The sequence below is a fragment of the Amycolatopsis sp. NPDC104863 genome (genome assembly GCF_055582965.1).
Genome location: NZ_JBVJOW010000004.1, coordinates 798,212 through 812,489, shown reverse-complemented (window position 1 = coordinate 812,489; position 14,278 = coordinate 798,212). Strand labels below are relative to the sequence as shown.

The following is a 14,278-nucleotide window of genomic DNA, read 5'->3' as shown; positions in this document are numbered from 1 at the left end:
TCGTTGGGTTTTTGCAACAGTACGTTCCATGAGTCCGGTCAGACGCGGCAAGGAGCTGCCGATCTACAACCGGCTTCCCGTGCTTCGAGCCGAGCGCGGGTTGAGCAGGGCCGCGCTCGCCGATGCCGTCGAGGTCAACCCACAGACCATCGGCGCGCTCGAGCGCGGGGACCATTATCCGAGCCTGGACCTGGCGTTCCGGATCTGCGCGGTGTTCGACCTGCCCGTCGAAGCGGTGTTCAGCCGCGCGCCGTTCACGCCGCTGTCCACCCAGGTCTACCGCGAGGGGGGAGCATGACCGAACGACCAGGCCGGCTCGCGGCCTACTGGGAACGTCAGCTGGACAAACTTGACGAACGAGAACGGCAAGCGGCGCGGCAGCTGCCTCGCTGGCGGACGCGGCGGCGACGGCGGTCGCTGGCCGTCGTGCTGGCCGGGGCCGATCTGGTGCTGATCGTCAGCGCCACCATGTTCACCGTGGCGAACGACTGGCTCTACTTCGGCCTGTGGGCCGGCAGCATCCTGCTCGGCGGCACCGCTTTCATGCTGCTGCGGATCCTGACCGGCCGGATGAGCGGCGGGTTCTCGCGGCTGCTGGACGAACGCGAGCGCGAGTGGCGCCACCGCGTCACCTTCATCGGCTACCAGACGCTGGCCTTCCTGATGGTCGTCGCGCTGATCTACAGCCTGGTGATCGCCCACGCCGAAGAGGGCGGCGTCCGCGGCGCGATGATGCTGTCCGCGCTGCTGGTCACCGGCACCACCGTCCCGCCGATCGTGCTGGGCTGGTCGCTGCCGGACGACGACCCCGAGGACTTCGAGGAGGGGATGGGGAATGAGTGAGGGGACACTGGAGATCGACACGGTCTCCAAGCGCTACGGCGCCAAGGTCGCGCTGGACGGCGTGACGTTCGACGTCCGGGCCGGGGAGCTGTTCGGCTTCGTCGGCAGCAACGGCGCCGGCAAGACGACGACCATGCGGATCGCGCTGGGGGTGCTGGCCGCCGACGGCGGTGAGGTGCGGTTCGGCGGCGAGAAGATCACGCACGAAGCGCGCACGCACATCGGCTACATGCCCGAGGAACGCGGGCTGTACCCGAAGATGAAGGTGCTCGACCAGCTCGTCTACCTGGCCGAGCTGCACGGCCTGAGCGCGAACGAGGCGCACCGCAACGCCGAGAACTGGATCACCCGGCTCGGGCTGGCCGAGCGTCGCCGCGACGAGGTGCAGAAGCTCAGCCTCGGCAACCAGCAGCGCGTCCAGCTGGCCGCCGCGCTGGTGCACGACCCGGCCGTGCTGGTGCTCGACGAGCCGTTCTCCGGCCTCGACCCGCTGGCCGTCGACGTGATGAGCGGGGTGCTGCGGGAGAAGGCCGCCGCCGGGGTGCCGGTGGTCTTCTCCAGCCACCAGCTCGACCTCGTCGAGCGGCTGTGCGACCGGGTCGGGATCATCCGCAACGGCCGGATGGTCGCCGTCGGCACCGTCGACGAGCTGACGTCGGGGGCGGCCGGCAAGCTCGTGGTCACCGCTCCGGCCGCGCGTCCCGGCTGGGCCGCGAGCCTGCCCGGCGTGCGTGTGCTGGAGGAAGACGGCGCCACCACCGTGCTCGAGCTCGACCCGAGCGCCGACGACCAGGCCGTGCTCGCCGCCGCGCTGGCGACCGGGCCGGTCACCGAGTTCAGCCGTCGTCGCCGGTCGCTGACCGAGCTCTTCCGCGACGCCGTGGCCGACAAGGGGGAACCGCGATGAGGAAGCTGAGTGGCCGGCGGGCCGTCTGGCTCGTGATGAAGCGCGAGCTGAACACGCGGCTGCGCACACGCTCGTTCGTGATCGGCACCGTCGTGCTGCTGGTGCTGCTGCTGGGGTACGTCGGGTTCCAGAGCTCACTGGCGGGCTCGGCGGGCAGGAGCAAGGTCGGGCTCACCGGCCAGGCGATCGGGATCGCCCAGCAGCTGCAGACGCAAGCCGCCCTGTCCGGGCGGGAGATCTCGACGGCCGTCGTGACCGATCCGGCGGAGGGCCGGAAGCAGGTCGAGGACGGCGACCTCGACGCGCTCGTCTCGGGCAGCGCGGCGAAGCTGACCGCCACCTATAAGTCCTCTTTGGACGACCAGCTGCGCCGGGTCCTCGACCAGGTCGCGCAGCAGCAGGTGCTCGACGGCGTGCTCTCGTCCGCACAGCTCGAGCCCGCCGAGGTGATGGCCCAGGTCCACGGCACCCACGTGCAGGACGACGCTCTGTCGCCGGAGCCGGCCGACCAGACCCAGCGGCTCATCGTCGGCCTGATCGTCGCTTTCCTGCTCTACATGAGCATCATCACCTACGGGATGATGGTCGCCCAGGGGGTCGTCGAGGAGAAGTCGAGCCGGGTCGTGGAGATCCTGCTCGCCAGCGTCCGTCCGTGGCAGCTGTTGCTGGGCAAGGTGATCGGGCTCGGCCTGGTCGGCCTGACGCAGCTGGTGATCCTCGGCGCGGCCGGCCTGGCGGCGGCGTCGGCGACCGGCGTGTTCTCGCTGTCCGGCTTCGCGACCGGGACGCTCCTGTGGGGCCTGCTCTGGTACCTGCTCGGTTTCCTGCTGTACGCGACGATCTACGGCGCGCTGGGGTCGCTGGTGTCGCGGCAGGAGGACACGCAGTCGGTGGTCTCGCCGCTCAACATCGTCCTGATCGTCGGGTTCATCGCCGGGATCAACCTGCTGCTGCAGGACCCGTCGGGCACCGGGACGAAGGTGCTCTCGCTCATCCCGCTGCTCTCGCCGATCCTGATGCCGGCCCGCATCTCGACCGGCGCGGCGGCGGGCTGGGAGATCGCGCTGTCGCTGGGGTTGACGGTCGCGTTGGTCGCGCTGCTGACGTGGTTGGGCGGGCGGATCTACGGCAACAGCGTGCTGCGGATCGGCAGCCGCATCAAGCTGTCGGAGGCCCTGCGCGGCTGATCACGACGTGATCGTGCCGTACCGCTCCAAGGACACCTGGCGCTCGTGGGCGTGGTCGACCATCGGCTCCGGGTAGTCCTTGGGGCGGTCCTTCAGCTTGTGGACCGCTTTCCCTTCGACCGAACACAGTTCCGGCACGTACTTGCGGACGTAGTCGCCGTTCGGGTCGAACTTTTCGCCCTGTGTGGTCGGATTGAAGATCCGGAAGTACGGCGCCGCGTCGGTGCCGCTGCCCGCGACCCACTGCCAGTTCAGCTGGTTCGACGCGAGGTCGCCGTCGACCAGGTGCTTCATGAAGTGCCGCGCGCCGAGCCACCACGGCAGGTGCAGGTCCTTCACCAGGAAGCTCGCGACGACCATCCGGACGCGGTTGTGCATCCAGCCCTCGGCCAGCAGCTGCCGCATCCCGGCGTCGACGATCGGGTAACCGGTCCGGCCGGCGCACCACTGCTCGAAAGCCTCGTTGTCGTTGTCGTGCTTCATCTTGTCGAACCGCACGTCGTAGTTCTTGCGCGCGGTTTCCGGCCGGTGCCACAGGACGTCGGCGTGGAACTCGCGCCAGCACAGCTCGCCCCGCATCGACTTCGCGCCGGCGCCGTCGTTCCCGGCGAGGTCCGCCAGCAGCGTCCGCGGGTGGACGCACCCCCAGCGTAGGTACGGCGAAATCCGCGTGGTCCCTTCCCGGTCCGGCCGGTCGCGGTCGGTGTCGTACGTCTCGAGCCCGCCGTCGAGGAAGGCGTGCCAGACGTCCAGCGCGGCCTGCTCACCCGGCTCGGGCAGCGACGCCGAAACGCGCGGCGGCTTGGGGATCTTCAGCGTGCGAGGCGGCTCGACCCAGTCCACAAGGGACGGTCCGGTGTCGGCGGGACCCCGCCAGCCGTGCGCGGTCCAGGCGCGGTGGAACGGCGTGAAGACGCGGTACGGGTCACCGTCCGGTTTGGTCACGCGCCCCGGCGTCACCGCGTACGGCGATCCCGTCTCGACCCAGTCGATGTTGTTGTCCGCCAGCGCCTTGGCGACCTCGGCGTCGCGACGTCGTCCATAGGGGCCGGTGTCGGCGCTGACGTGCACCGCCGCGGCGCCGATCTTCTTGGCCGCCTTCACCACTTCGGCCGCCGGCTCGCCGCGCACCACCATCAGGCGGCCGCCGAGCTGCTCGTCCAGCTTTTCCAGGCAGCCGTAGAGGAACGCCGCCCGCGGCGCGCCGCCCGGCTTCAGCAGCGCCTCGTCGAGGACGTACAACGCGAGGACGTGCTTGCTGTGCTTCGACGCTTCGAGCAGCGCGGCGTGGTCGCCCAGCCGCAGGTCGCGGCGGAACCACAGGACAACGGGTGCTTCTCTGGTCACGCGGCCCAACGATAAACGCCCCGCCGTGCCAGTGCACGACGGGGCGTTTGCCAGGGTGAGCCGCTCAGCGCTCCGACATCGGGATGTAGTCCCGCGACGGGTAGCCGGTGTAGATCTGCCGCGGGCGGCCGATCTTGGTGGCCGGGTCGTTGATCATCTCGCGCCAGTGCGCGATCCAGCCCGGCAGGCGGCCGAGCGCGAACAGCACCGTGAAGAACTTCGTCGGGAAGCCCAGCGCCCGGTAGATCAGGCCGGTGTAGAAGTCCACGTTCGGGTACAGCTTGCGCTCGATGAAGTAGTCGTCCGAAAGGGCGGTCTCTTCGAGCTTCTTGGCGATGTCGAGCAGCTGGTCGCCGCCCTTGAGCTTGCCGAGGATCTCGTCCGCGGTGTTCTTGATGATCTTCGCGCGCGGGTCGTAGTTCTTGTAGACCCGGTGCCCGAAGCCCATCAGCTTCACGCCCTTTTCCTTGTTCTTCACCCGCTCGACGAACTTGGCGACATCGCCGCCGTCGCGCTGGATGCCCTCGAGCATGTCGAGGACCGCCGCGTTCGCGCCGCCGTGCAGCGGGCCGAACAGTGCGTTGATGCCGGCCGAGATCGACGCGAACAGGTTCGCCTCGGACGAGCCGACCAGGCGCACCGTCGAGGTCGAGCAGTTCTGCTCGTGGTCGGCGTGCAGGATGAACAGCAGGTCGAGCGCCTTCGCGACGTCCGGGTCGACCTCGTACGGCTCGGCCGGGAAGCCGAACGTCATCCGCAGGAAGTTCTCGACCAGGCCGAGCGAGTTGTCCGGGTACAGCAGCGGCTGGCCGACGGACTTCTTGTACGCGTACGCGGCCAGGGTTGGGACCTTGGCGAGCAGGCGGATGGTGGACAGCTCCACGTTCGGCTCGTCGAACGGGTCGAGCGAGTCCTGGTAGAACGTCGACAGCGCCGACACCGCGCTGGACAGCACCGGCATCGGGTGCGCGTCGCGCGGGAAGCCGCTGAAGAACGCCTTGAGGTCCTCGTGCAGCAGCGTGTGGCGCTGGATCTTCTCGGTGAAGTCGGCCAGCTGGGCCTCGGTCGGCAGCTCGCCGTAGATCAGCAGGTAGGAGACCTCGACGAAGGTCGACTTCTCGGCCAGCTGCTCGATCGGGTACCCGCGGTACCGGAGGATGCCGGCGTCACCGTCGATGTAGGCGATGGCGGACGACGCGGCGCCGGTGTTGACGAAGCCGGGGTCGTAGGTGATGTGCCCCGTCTGCGCCAGCAGCTTCCCCAGTTCGATCCCGGGCGCGCCCTCGACCGGGTGGACGATCTTGAACTCGTGCTCGCCACTCGGCAGGGTCAGCTTCGCGGTTTCGCCGCCGGACTGCCCCGCAGTCGTCGCGTCGGACATGCAAGTCCCTCTCACGTTGGGCACGGGCCGGCGGCGCCTGTACGTTCCACAGGTAGCCACGTGTTCACGCGAGGAAACACTGGCGCCTCGCTGCACACCGCCCCGCTGGGGTATGAAGAATGCCCCTCTACGCTAGTCGAGAAACGTGTGTTCGCGCAGCGGTGACGTTGCTCCTGGGGGCCCCTTTGGGACCAGGTTCACACGGTGGATGCCATGTCGGCCGACGTCGGCGGTTCGGCGCCGCTTCGGGAGACGGTGATCGAGGCCGCTTTCGCGGCGAACGTGAGAGCTTCGCGCCACGCGTCCGCGTCCAGTGCGGCCAGGTCAGTGACATCGTGGGTGTGCAGCCAGGCCAGCAGCGCGCCCTGGACCGTGTCACCCGCGCCGATCGTGTCGACGACGGTCACCTTGCGCGACGGCAGGTGGGCCAGCTCACCTGCGGCGGTGATCACCGCGACGCCGTCGGCGCCCCGGGTGAGCACCACGGCGTCCACACCGGACTCGATCCACGTCTTCGCCGCGGCGACCGGGTCGGCGCCTTCGGTGAGCCACGCGGCGTCGTCGTCGGAGATCTTGAGCAGCCGGACGTCCGGCAGCCAGGACGTGAACCGGGCGCGGTAGGCGGCGGGATCGGTGATGAGCGCTTCGCGGATGTTCGGGTCGAGCACGGTCAGCACGCCGCGGGCGGCCTCGCGCCGCAGCATCGCTTCGTACGCCGAGGCGCCGGGCTCGAGGACCATGCCGAGCGTGCCGAGCGAGAGCGCCGTCACGTTTTCCGGCAGCGGACCCGGGTCGGCGACGAGCCGGTCGGCGGTTCCCTCGACGTAGAACGTGTAGTGCGCCGCGCCCTTCGCGTCGAGCGCGACGACGGCCAGCGTCGTCGGCTCGTCTCCGCGCTGCAGCAGCGTGGTGTCGACGGCCGAGGCGTGCAGGCGCTCGACCATCGCGTCGCCGAAGCGGTCGGTGGACACGCGCGAGAGGAAGGCCGTCGGCACGCCGAGCCGGCCGGCGGCCAGCGAGACGTTGTACGGGCCGCCGCCGAGCCGCGGCAGCAGCGCGCGCAACCCACCGTCCACAGTGGAATCCAGGGGGTCGCCGGGAACCAGGTCGACCAGAGCTTCTCCGCCTACGACGATCACGAGGAGGAGTTTAAGTGACCGGAGGCTGACAATTCCTGTCCGCTATTTGTTCAGCCCGCCGAGGAGCAGTTCACCCAGGGCGGTGAACGCCTCGGCGTCGGACACGTCGGTCCGCCGGCCGAGCACCCCGGTCTGGATGCCTTCGATGATCAGCCCGGTCATCTCCGCCACGAGGCGCGCGTGGACGTCGCGGAACACCCCTTCGGCGACGCCCTGGTCGATGAAGTCGCGAAGCCGCTTCGCCGCGTACCGGCTGTTTAGCTGGTAGGCCTCACGGGCCGGGCCGAACTCGGCGAGGTCGCGCATGAACGCCGCGGACGCCCGGTTCAGGTGCTCGGCGACGCCGTCCAGGTACTCCCCGATGAGCTTGCGGGCGTCGTCGATGCCGGCGATCCGCTCCTCGATCCGCTCCGCGGCGCCCCGGAAGAACTGCGTGACGACCTTGACGGCGAGCTGCTCCTTGCTGGGCGCGAGCGCGTAGAGCGTCGACTTCGAGCAGCGCAGGCGGGTGGCGATGTCCTCCAGCGTGAAGACGGCGAAGCCTTCGGCGAGGAAGAGCGCCTCGAGGTCGGCGAGCAGGGCTCGCTGGCGAGCCGTGGGCCGGCGACGGGCTTCCATCGGACCACTATCCCTTACCTCTAGTCGGCCACCCCAGGCTCTTCGTACTGTACTCTAAGCGGGCCCACAGTACTGTTTTCAGTACCGTTTTGCTGGAGGACGACGATGCCCGCCGAACGCCTGCTGCCCGATTCGGCCGCCGAGGACCTGCTCGCGCTGGCCACCGAGATCGCGCGCGACGAGCTCGCGCCCCGGGCGGCCGCGGCCGAGGAGGCCGAGGAGTTCCCGCGCGAGCAGTTCCGCCTGCTCGGCAAGTCCGGGCTGCTGGGGCTGCCGTACTCGGAGCGCTGGGGTGGCGGCGAGCTGTCGTACGAGGTCTACCTGCAGGTCCTCGAGGAGCTCGCGGCCGCGTGGATGACGGTCGGCGTCGGCCTCTCGGTGCACACGATGTCCTGTTACGCGCTGGCGGAGTGGGGCACCGACGAGCAGCGCGACCGCTGGCTCCCGGACATGCTGGAGGGCTCGCTCCTGGGGGCGTACGCGCTGTCGGAGACCCAGGCGGGCTCGGACGCGGCGGCCCTGACCACGCGCGCGCGTCTCGACGGCTCGGACTACGTCGTGAACGGCACGAAGGCGTGGATCACCCACGCGGGAGCGGCCGACTTCTACACGACGATGGTCCGCACGAGCGACGACGGCGGCCACGGCATCTCATGCCTCCTGGTCCCGGCGTCGACGGACGGCCTCTCGGCGGCGCCGCGCGAGCGCAAGATGGGCCTCACCGGGTCCCCGACGGCCCAGATGATCTTCGACAACGCGCGCGTGCCCGCTTCCCGGCGGCTGGGCGAGGAGGGCGACGGTCTCCGGATCGCGCTGTCGTCGTTGAGCTCGGGCCGCCTCGGCATCGCGGCGTGCGCGGTGGGCCTGGCGCAGGCGGCGCTGGACGAAGCGGTGCAGTACGCGAAGGGCCGCTCGCAGTTCGGCCGCCCGATCATCGACTTCCAGGGCGTCGAGTTCCTCCTGGCCGACATGGCGGCGACGGTGGAGTCGTCCCGCGCGACGTACCTGGAGGCGGCCCGGCGACGCGACCGCGGGCTGCCGTTCCAGCGCCAGGCGTCGATCGCGAAGCTGGTGGCGACGGACGGCGCGATGAAGGTGACGACGGACGCGGTCCAGGTCCTCGGCGGGGCCGGGTACACGCGGGACTTCCCGGTGGAGCGGTACATGCGGGAGGCGAAGGTGCCACAGATCTTCGAGGGGACGAACCAGATCCAGCGGATGGTCATCGCGCGGGAGCTGAAGGCGAGCTGACCCGGCTGAGCGAATGCTGTCACACGCACGGTACGGATAGCGTCACTTCACGTTCAGTCCGACTTCAGTGGAGTGCCGTGCCCGTGATTCCTGTTCGCCTGCTGACCATCGACGAGTACGCAGCGCTCGGCGAGACCGAAGTCGGTTACACCGAACTCGTGGAGGGCTGCGTGGTGACGTCGCCGAATCCGGGCGCCGCGCACAACTGCGCAGCGTTCGAGCTGTGCCGGCAGCTCGAACCGCAGGTGCCACCCGAGCTCGACTTCGTCCACGGAATCGACCTGGACCTGCGCCTGGCATCCGCCGGTGAACCCGGCTTCTCTCGCCGGCCGGACCTGCTGATCTTCGACAAGGCCGCGCTCGCTCGCGACGACAACCACATGCTTCGAGCCGACGAAGTGGCCGTTGTCGTCGAAATCGTCTCGCCGGGCTCGAAGCGCACCGACTACCAGGTAAAGCACGACGAATACGCCGATGCGGGAATCCCGCACTACTGGATTGTCGACATCACCGATCCCATCTCCCTGGTCGCATGCCACCAAGGCGGCGAGTTCGGGTATATGGACGCCTCAGCGGTCACCGGCACATTCACCACCGACGTCCCGTTCCCGGTCAAGATCGACCTGGACGCGCTCCTCGACTGATCGGACGACACGCCGGAACCGCCCGGTAACCGGCGTGCCGTCCGAAACTCAGCGGGTTTCGCGGTACCTGCGGTCCGCGGAAACTCCCTCGCCCAGCTGCTCGTCGAAGTGATACACCTCGGCGCCGCGGACGAACACCCGCAGCGCGCGGTTCATCACATCGAGCGGGTCGCCGCTCCACAGCACCACGTCCGCGTCCAGGCCCGGCTTCAGCGACCCGATCTGCCCGTCCAGTCCCAGCATCTCAGCCGGGTTCACGGTGAGCGAACGCAGGGCCGTCGCGGGGTCGAGGCCGTCCTTGACCGCCAGGGCCGCCTGGTAGACCAGGAAGTTGATCGGGATCACCGGGTGGTCCGTCGTGATCGCGATCTTCACACCCGCGCGGGCCAGGATGCCGGCCGAGCGCAGCGTCCGGTTGCGCAGCTCCACCTTGGACTTCGTGGTGAACAGCGGCCCGAGGATCACCGGGACGTCGCGCGAAGCCAGCAGGTCCGCGATCAGGTGGCCCTCGGTGCCGTGGTTGATCACCAGCTTGTAGCCGAACTCGTCGGCCAGCCGCAGCGCCGTGACGATGTCGTCGGCGCGGTGGACGTGCTGGTCCCAGTACAGCTCGCCGTCGAGGACCTTCGACAGGGTCTCCATCGTGAGGTCGACCTCGTGCGGCTTGCCCTCGGACTCCGCGTGCGCGCGCTTGGCCTGGTAGTTGCGGGCCTTCGTGAACGCCTCGCGCAGGATCGCCGCGACACCCAGCCGGGTCGACGGCGTCTGCTTCTTCTCCCCGTACACGCGCTTCGGGTTCTCGCCGAGCGCGCTCTTCACGCTGACCTGCTCCGCGAAGACCATGTCGAGGATGCTGCGGCCCCACGTCTTGACGCCGATCGTCTGGCCGCCGATCGGGTTGCCCGAGCCGGGCTTGATGACGACGCTCGTGACGCCGCCGGCCAGCGCGTCGTCGAAGCCGGGCTCGTACGGGTCGATGCCGTCGATCGCGCGGAAGCGGGCGCCGTTCGGGTCGGTCATCTCGTTCGTGTCGTTGCCGGCCCACCCTTCCCCGTCCTCGTGGACCCCGAGGTGCGCGTGGGCGTCGAAGAACCCGGGCAGCACCCAGGTGCCGGCCGCGTCGACCAGCTCGGCGTCCTCCGGGATGTCGACGTCGGCCTCGGCGCCGACCGCGACGATCTTGCCGTCGTCGATCAGGACCGTGCCGCCGTCGATGGGATCACCGGTGATGGGGACGACGTAGCCCCCGACAATTGCCTTCGCCATAGTTCGCCACGCTAACGAACTGCCCGGGAACTCTCCACACGGGCCTTCTCGAAGTGGACGAGCTCGTAGCCGTGCTCCGGCGTCCGGTGCGTCTCGCGGTAGCCGAGCTTGAGGTACAGCGCCTGCGGCCCCACGCTCTTCGACCCGGTGAACAGCCGGAAGACCGTCACGGCTGTGGGCGCCGCGGCCTCCGCGGCCAGGAGCAGCGCCTTGCCCAGCCCCTCACCCTGCCGGTCCGGCGCCACGACCAGCCGGCCGACCGTCGCGACCGGCCCGGACACCGTCAGCCGCACCGACGCCACCAGCCGCCCCTCGTCCCGGAAGCCCCACGACAGTCCGGTCGCCAACGCCGCCCGCGTCTCGGGCAGCGTCTCCAGCAGCGGAGGCAGGTCGAAGTCGTCGTGCGCGCGGGCTTCGGTCACGTACGCGGCGCGTTGCAGCGTCAGCACTTCGCCCGCGTCGGCGACGCTCAGGCGAAGCGGCGTCACCGGACCCGGATGCCCCAGCTGCCCGACCACGACGCCGCGGGCTCGAGGTCGATCAGGTCGGTGCCGGTGTTGAGCGCGTCGGCCGGGCAGGTCATCGGCTCGATCGCGACGGCCCGGCCGCGCCCGACCAGGTCGTCCGGGGTGAACACCTGCGCCCAGCGGAAGTCGGGGCCGGTCCAGACGACGAGCTGCTGGTCCTCGTGGCCGAGGACGAAGTGGTGCGTGCCGTCCGAAGCCGCCGACAGCGTGCCGAACGCCGTGTCGAGGTCGACGTCCTTGAGGACCCGCCCGCCGCGGAAGTCGTACTCGGTGCCTTCGACGTCCTGCTCCGGCGCGTACGGCATCTGCTCGTCGCCGACGTACGGCCGGACGCGGCTCGCGGGCAGCGTCAGGGTCAGGTCGTCGGTCGGGACGTCGCCGATCCGGAAGTACGGGTGCGTGCCGACGCCGACGCCGATCGGCTGCTCACCCTCGTTGCGGATTTCGTGGGTGATGGTCAGTTCGCGCGGCGCGAGCTCGTAGGTGACGGTCGCGCGCAGCGGCACCGGCCAGCCGGGCTGCACCTCGACGTCGACGGCCATCGTGATCGACGACTCGGCGTGCTCCAGCAGCTCCCACTCGAGGTGGCGGGTCAGGCCGTGGATGGCGTTGCCGCGCGCGGCCTCGGTGATCTCGAGCTGCTGCTCCTCGCCCTGGAACGTCCACTTGCCGGCCTTGGTGCGGTTCGGCCAGGGCAGCAGGACCTGCCCGGCGCCCTTCGGCGGCTTCGCGTCTTCGGGGAACTCCTCGACGTACGGCACTCCGCCGACCTCGAACGCGCGCAGCCCGGCGCCGATTTCGGTGACGACGGCGCGCGCGTTGCCGCGGGTGATCTCGAACTGCTGACCGGTCGGGTTGCCCATGCGGACGACCTTACCGATCCGCGAAGTCACTAGACCGGTCGTCATAGTTTGCGCTACGGTCGTGGCATGGTTCGCCGCACCGACACGCGGCAGCGGATGCTCGACACCGCCGCCGACCTGTTCCAGACCCAGGGCTACCACGCCACCGGCCTCACCCAGCTGACCACGGCCGGGGGCGCGCCCAAGGGGTCGCTCTACTTCCACTTCCCCGGCGGCAAGGAGCAGCTCGCCGCCGAGGCCGTCCAGCTTTCGAGCGAGCGCACCGGCGCGATGCTCAAGGCGATCGTGCAGGCCGCTCCCGACGCCCCGACCGCGATCACCCAGGCCGTCGAGGCGCTCGCGGGATTCCTGACGGAGTCGGACTTCCAGCGTGGCTGTCCACTCGCGACAGTCGCGCTCGACGCCGCCGCGGCGAGCGAGCCGATCCGGGAAGCCTGCGCGGACGGCTACTCGTCCTGGCACGGCATCCTCGCGGACTACCTGGCCGCCCAAGGACTTTCCGCGGACCGCGCGGACGAGCTGGCCACCGTGGTGCTCGCCACGATCGAAGGCGGACTGCTGCTGGCCCGCACCCGCAAGGACGTCGCGCCGCTGCGCGCCGTCGCCGCCCACCTGCACACCACCCTCGACCGGGAGTTCTCCTGATGCGCGTCCACCACCTGAACTGCGGCACCATGCGGCCGCTCGGCGGCAAGCTCGTCGACGGCGAGCCGGGCCTGTTCCGGCGCGCCACCATGGTCTGCCACTGCCTGCTGCTCGAGACGGACACCGGTCTCGTGCTCGCCGAGACGGGCATGGGCACCCCGGCCGCCGTCGACCGGGAAGCCTGGCTCGGCGCCGGGTTCGTCCGCCAGTCCAACCCGGTCGCCGACCCCGCGCAGACCGCGATCGCGCAGATCCGGGCGCTCGGCTTCAACCCGGCCGACGTCCGCGACATCGTGCTGACGCACCTGGACCTCGACCACGCGGGCGGGCTCATCGACTTCCCGTGGGCCCGCGTGCACGTCTACGCCGAAGAGCTGCGGGCGTTCCAGGAACCGCGTGACAGCAAGGAACGCGGCCGATACCGGCGGATCCAGTTCGCCCATGGTCCACAGTGGACGTCCTATGCGGACAGCGGCGAGCCGTGGTTCGGCTTCGACGCCGTCCGGCAGCTCGACGGCCTGCCGCCCGAGATCCTGCTGATCCCACTCTCCGGGCATACGCGCGGGCACGCGGGCGTGGCCGTCGACACCGGCAGCGGCTGGCTGCTCAACGCCGGCGACTCGTACTTCTTCCACGGCCAGGTCGACCCCGCCGCCCCGCACTGCCCGCCGGGCCTGAAGTGGTTCGAGGGCCGGATGGAAACCGTCGGCGGCGCCCGGCTGGACAATCATCGCCGCCTGCGCCAGCTTGTTCAGGAGCACGGCGACGAGGTCACCGTCTTCGCCGCGCACGACGAGACCGAGTTCCTCCGGCTGAGCACCAGGAGCAGCGTATGAAGGTGCACCACCTGAACTGCGGAACCATGCGCCCGGCGGGCGGCAGGCTGCTCGACGGCGAGCCCGGCCTGCTGCGGCGGTCCGAGCTGGTCGCGCACTGCCTGCTCATCGAGACCGGCGACGACCTGGTGCTGGTCGACACCGGGTTCGGCAGCCGCGGGGTGGCCCGGCCCGGCGAGTGGCTCGGCCGGCCGTTCCTGACCATGGTCGGCGCCAAACCCCGGGCCGCCGAGACGGCCGTCGCGCAGATCAAGGCGCTCGGCCTCGACCCGGCGAACGTCCGGCACATCGTGATGACCCACCTCGACGTCGACCACGCGGGCGGGCTCGCCGACTTCCCGAACGCCGTGGTGCACGTCCGCGCGGAGGAGCACCGGGCGGCGACGGCCCCGGCGAACGCGGCCGAGAAGAACCGCTACCGGGCCGCGCAGTTCGCGCACCACCCGCTGTGGAGCACCTACGACGAGACGGGCGAGCCGTGGTTCGGCTTCGACGCCGTCCGCGCGCTCAAGGGCCTGCCGGCGGAGATCCTGCTGGTCCCGCTCACCGGCCACACGCGCGGCCACACCGGCGTCGCGGTCGACACCGGCGACGGCTGGCTGCTGCACGCCGGTGACGCGTACTTCTTCCACGGCCAGCTGGACCCGGTCGCGCCGCACTGCCCGCCGGGGCTGACGGCGTTCCAGAACATCGTCCAGACGCTGCGCGGGCCGCGGCTGGAGAACCTGGCGCGGCTGCACGAGCTGGCGCGCGACCACCAGAACGAGGTCACGGTGTTCTCGGCGCACAGCCCGGTCGAGCTGGCCGCGCTGCGCCGGTGAGCG

General features: G+C 70.2%; 16 protein-coding genes. 9 read left to right on the top strand and 7 right to left on the bottom strand.

Annotation, left to right across the window (positions count from 1 at the left end):
- The first annotated feature begins 28 nt into the window (after window positions 1-28).
- Genes ACZ63J_RS25505 through ACZ63J_RS25490 form a run of 4 tightly spaced genes read left to right on the top strand, consistent with a single transcriptional unit; the run spans window position 29 to window position 2,937 of the window.
- Window positions 29-298: a helix-turn-helix transcriptional regulator gene (locus ACZ63J_RS25505; RefSeq protein ID WP_465302014.1), complete on the top strand. Its 270-nt coding sequence runs from the start codon at window positions 29-31 to the stop codon at window positions 296-298.
- On the top strand, window positions 295-843 hold the full coding sequence (locus ACZ63J_RS25500; RefSeq protein ID WP_465400241.1) for a hypothetical protein: 549 nt from the start codon (window positions 295-297) through the stop codon (window positions 841-843). The genes ACZ63J_RS25505 and ACZ63J_RS25500 overlap by 4 nt, the downstream gene beginning before the upstream one ends.
- Window positions 836-1,750: an ABC transporter ATP-binding protein gene (locus ACZ63J_RS25495; protein WP_465400242.1), complete on the top strand. Its 915-nt coding sequence runs from the start codon at window positions 836-838 to the stop codon at window positions 1,748-1,750. Before ACZ63J_RS25500 ends, ACZ63J_RS25495 begins: the two co-directional genes overlap by 8 nt.
- Complete coding sequence (locus ACZ63J_RS25490; protein ID WP_465400243.1) at window positions 1,747-2,937, top strand: ABC transporter permease; 1,191 nt, start codon at window positions 1,747-1,749, stop codon at window positions 2,935-2,937. Before ACZ63J_RS25495 ends, ACZ63J_RS25490 begins: the two co-directional genes overlap by 4 nt.
- Here ACZ63J_RS25490 and ACZ63J_RS25485 read toward each other — a convergent pair whose 3' ends face one another.
- The 4 genes from ACZ63J_RS25485 to ACZ63J_RS25470 all read right to left on the bottom strand — a co-directional run bounded on the left by ACZ63J_RS25485 (window position 2,938) and on the right by ACZ63J_RS25470 (window position 7,422).
- Entirely contained in the window at window positions 2,938-4,284 is a 1,347-nt protein-coding gene (locus tag ACZ63J_RS25485; RefSeq protein WP_465400244.1) for a cryptochrome/photolyase family protein, read from the bottom strand.
- Between the two features lie 64 nt (window positions 4,285-4,348).
- Window positions 4,349-5,665, bottom strand: coding sequence for a citrate synthase (locus ACZ63J_RS25480; protein WP_465302004.1), 1,317 nt, complete (start codon window positions 5,663-5,665; stop codon window positions 4,349-4,351).
- A gap of 197 nt (window positions 5,666-5,862) precedes the next feature.
- Window positions 5,863-6,804 carry a carbohydrate kinase family protein gene (locus ACZ63J_RS25475; RefSeq protein ID WP_465400245.1) on the bottom strand — a complete coding sequence of 314 codons (942 nt, stop codon included), beginning with the start codon at window positions 6,802-6,804 and terminating at the stop codon, window positions 5,863-5,865.
- 42 nt (window positions 6,805-6,846) lie between these two features.
- Window positions 6,847-7,422: a TetR/AcrR family transcriptional regulator gene (locus ACZ63J_RS25470; protein ID WP_465302000.1), complete on the bottom strand. Its 576-nt coding sequence runs from the start codon at window positions 7,420-7,422 to the stop codon at window positions 6,847-6,849.
- A gap of 105 nt (window positions 7,423-7,527) precedes the next feature.
- Between ACZ63J_RS25470 and ACZ63J_RS25465 the strand changes: the two genes are divergently transcribed.
- Window positions 7,528-8,673, top strand: a complete 1,146-nt coding sequence (locus ACZ63J_RS25465) for an acyl-CoA dehydrogenase family protein (RefSeq protein ID WP_465400246.1) — start codon at window positions 7,528-7,530, stop codon at window positions 8,671-8,673.
- Window positions 8,674-8,759: 86 nt separating this feature from the next.
- Complete coding sequence (locus ACZ63J_RS25460; RefSeq protein ID WP_465400348.1) at window positions 8,760-9,317, top strand: Uma2 family endonuclease; 558 nt, start codon at window positions 8,760-8,762, stop codon at window positions 9,315-9,317.
- A 48-nt stretch (window positions 9,318-9,365) separates the two neighbouring features.
- On the opposite strand, the gene ACZ63J_RS25455 is transcribed toward ACZ63J_RS25460, so the two are convergent.
- From ACZ63J_RS25455 to ACZ63J_RS25445, 3 genes are read right to left on the bottom strand one after another with little or no spacing between them, the layout of a single operon-like run.
- Window positions 9,366-10,583, bottom strand: coding sequence for an amidohydrolase (locus ACZ63J_RS25455; RefSeq protein ID WP_465400247.1), 1,218 nt, complete (start codon window positions 10,581-10,583; stop codon window positions 9,366-9,368).
- An 11-nt stretch (window positions 10,584-10,594) separates the two neighbouring features.
- On the bottom strand, window positions 10,595-11,101 hold the full coding sequence (locus tag ACZ63J_RS25450; protein WP_465400248.1) for a GNAT family N-acetyltransferase: 507 nt from the start codon (window positions 11,099-11,101) through the stop codon (window positions 10,595-10,597).
- Window positions 11,068-11,973 (bottom strand): aldose 1-epimerase family protein, encoded by a 906-nt coding sequence (locus tag ACZ63J_RS25445; RefSeq protein WP_465400249.1) that lies wholly within the window; start codon window positions 11,971-11,973, stop codon window positions 11,068-11,070. The genes ACZ63J_RS25450 and ACZ63J_RS25445 overlap by 34 nt, the downstream gene beginning before the upstream one ends.
- A gap of 66 nt (window positions 11,974-12,039) precedes the next feature.
- Here ACZ63J_RS25445 and ACZ63J_RS25440 point away from each other — a divergent pair, with 66 nt between their 5' ends.
- From ACZ63J_RS25440 to ACZ63J_RS25430, 3 genes are read left to right on the top strand one after another with little or no spacing between them, the layout of a single operon-like run.
- Window positions 12,040-12,618 carry a TetR/AcrR family transcriptional regulator gene (locus ACZ63J_RS25440; protein WP_465400250.1) on the top strand — a complete coding sequence of 193 codons (579 nt, stop codon included), beginning with the start codon at window positions 12,040-12,042 and terminating at the stop codon, window positions 12,616-12,618.
- Complete coding sequence (locus tag ACZ63J_RS25435; RefSeq protein WP_465400251.1) at window positions 12,618-13,454, top strand: MBL fold metallo-hydrolase; 837 nt, start codon at window positions 12,618-12,620, stop codon at window positions 13,452-13,454. The genes ACZ63J_RS25440 and ACZ63J_RS25435 overlap by 1 nt, the downstream gene beginning before the upstream one ends.
- A complete protein-coding gene (locus ACZ63J_RS25430; protein ID WP_465400252.1) occupies window positions 13,451-14,275 on the top strand; it encodes an MBL fold metallo-hydrolase in 825 nt (274 codons plus the stop codon). The genes ACZ63J_RS25435 and ACZ63J_RS25430 overlap by 4 nt, the downstream gene beginning before the upstream one ends.
- Window positions 14,276-14,278: the final 3 nt, after the last annotated feature.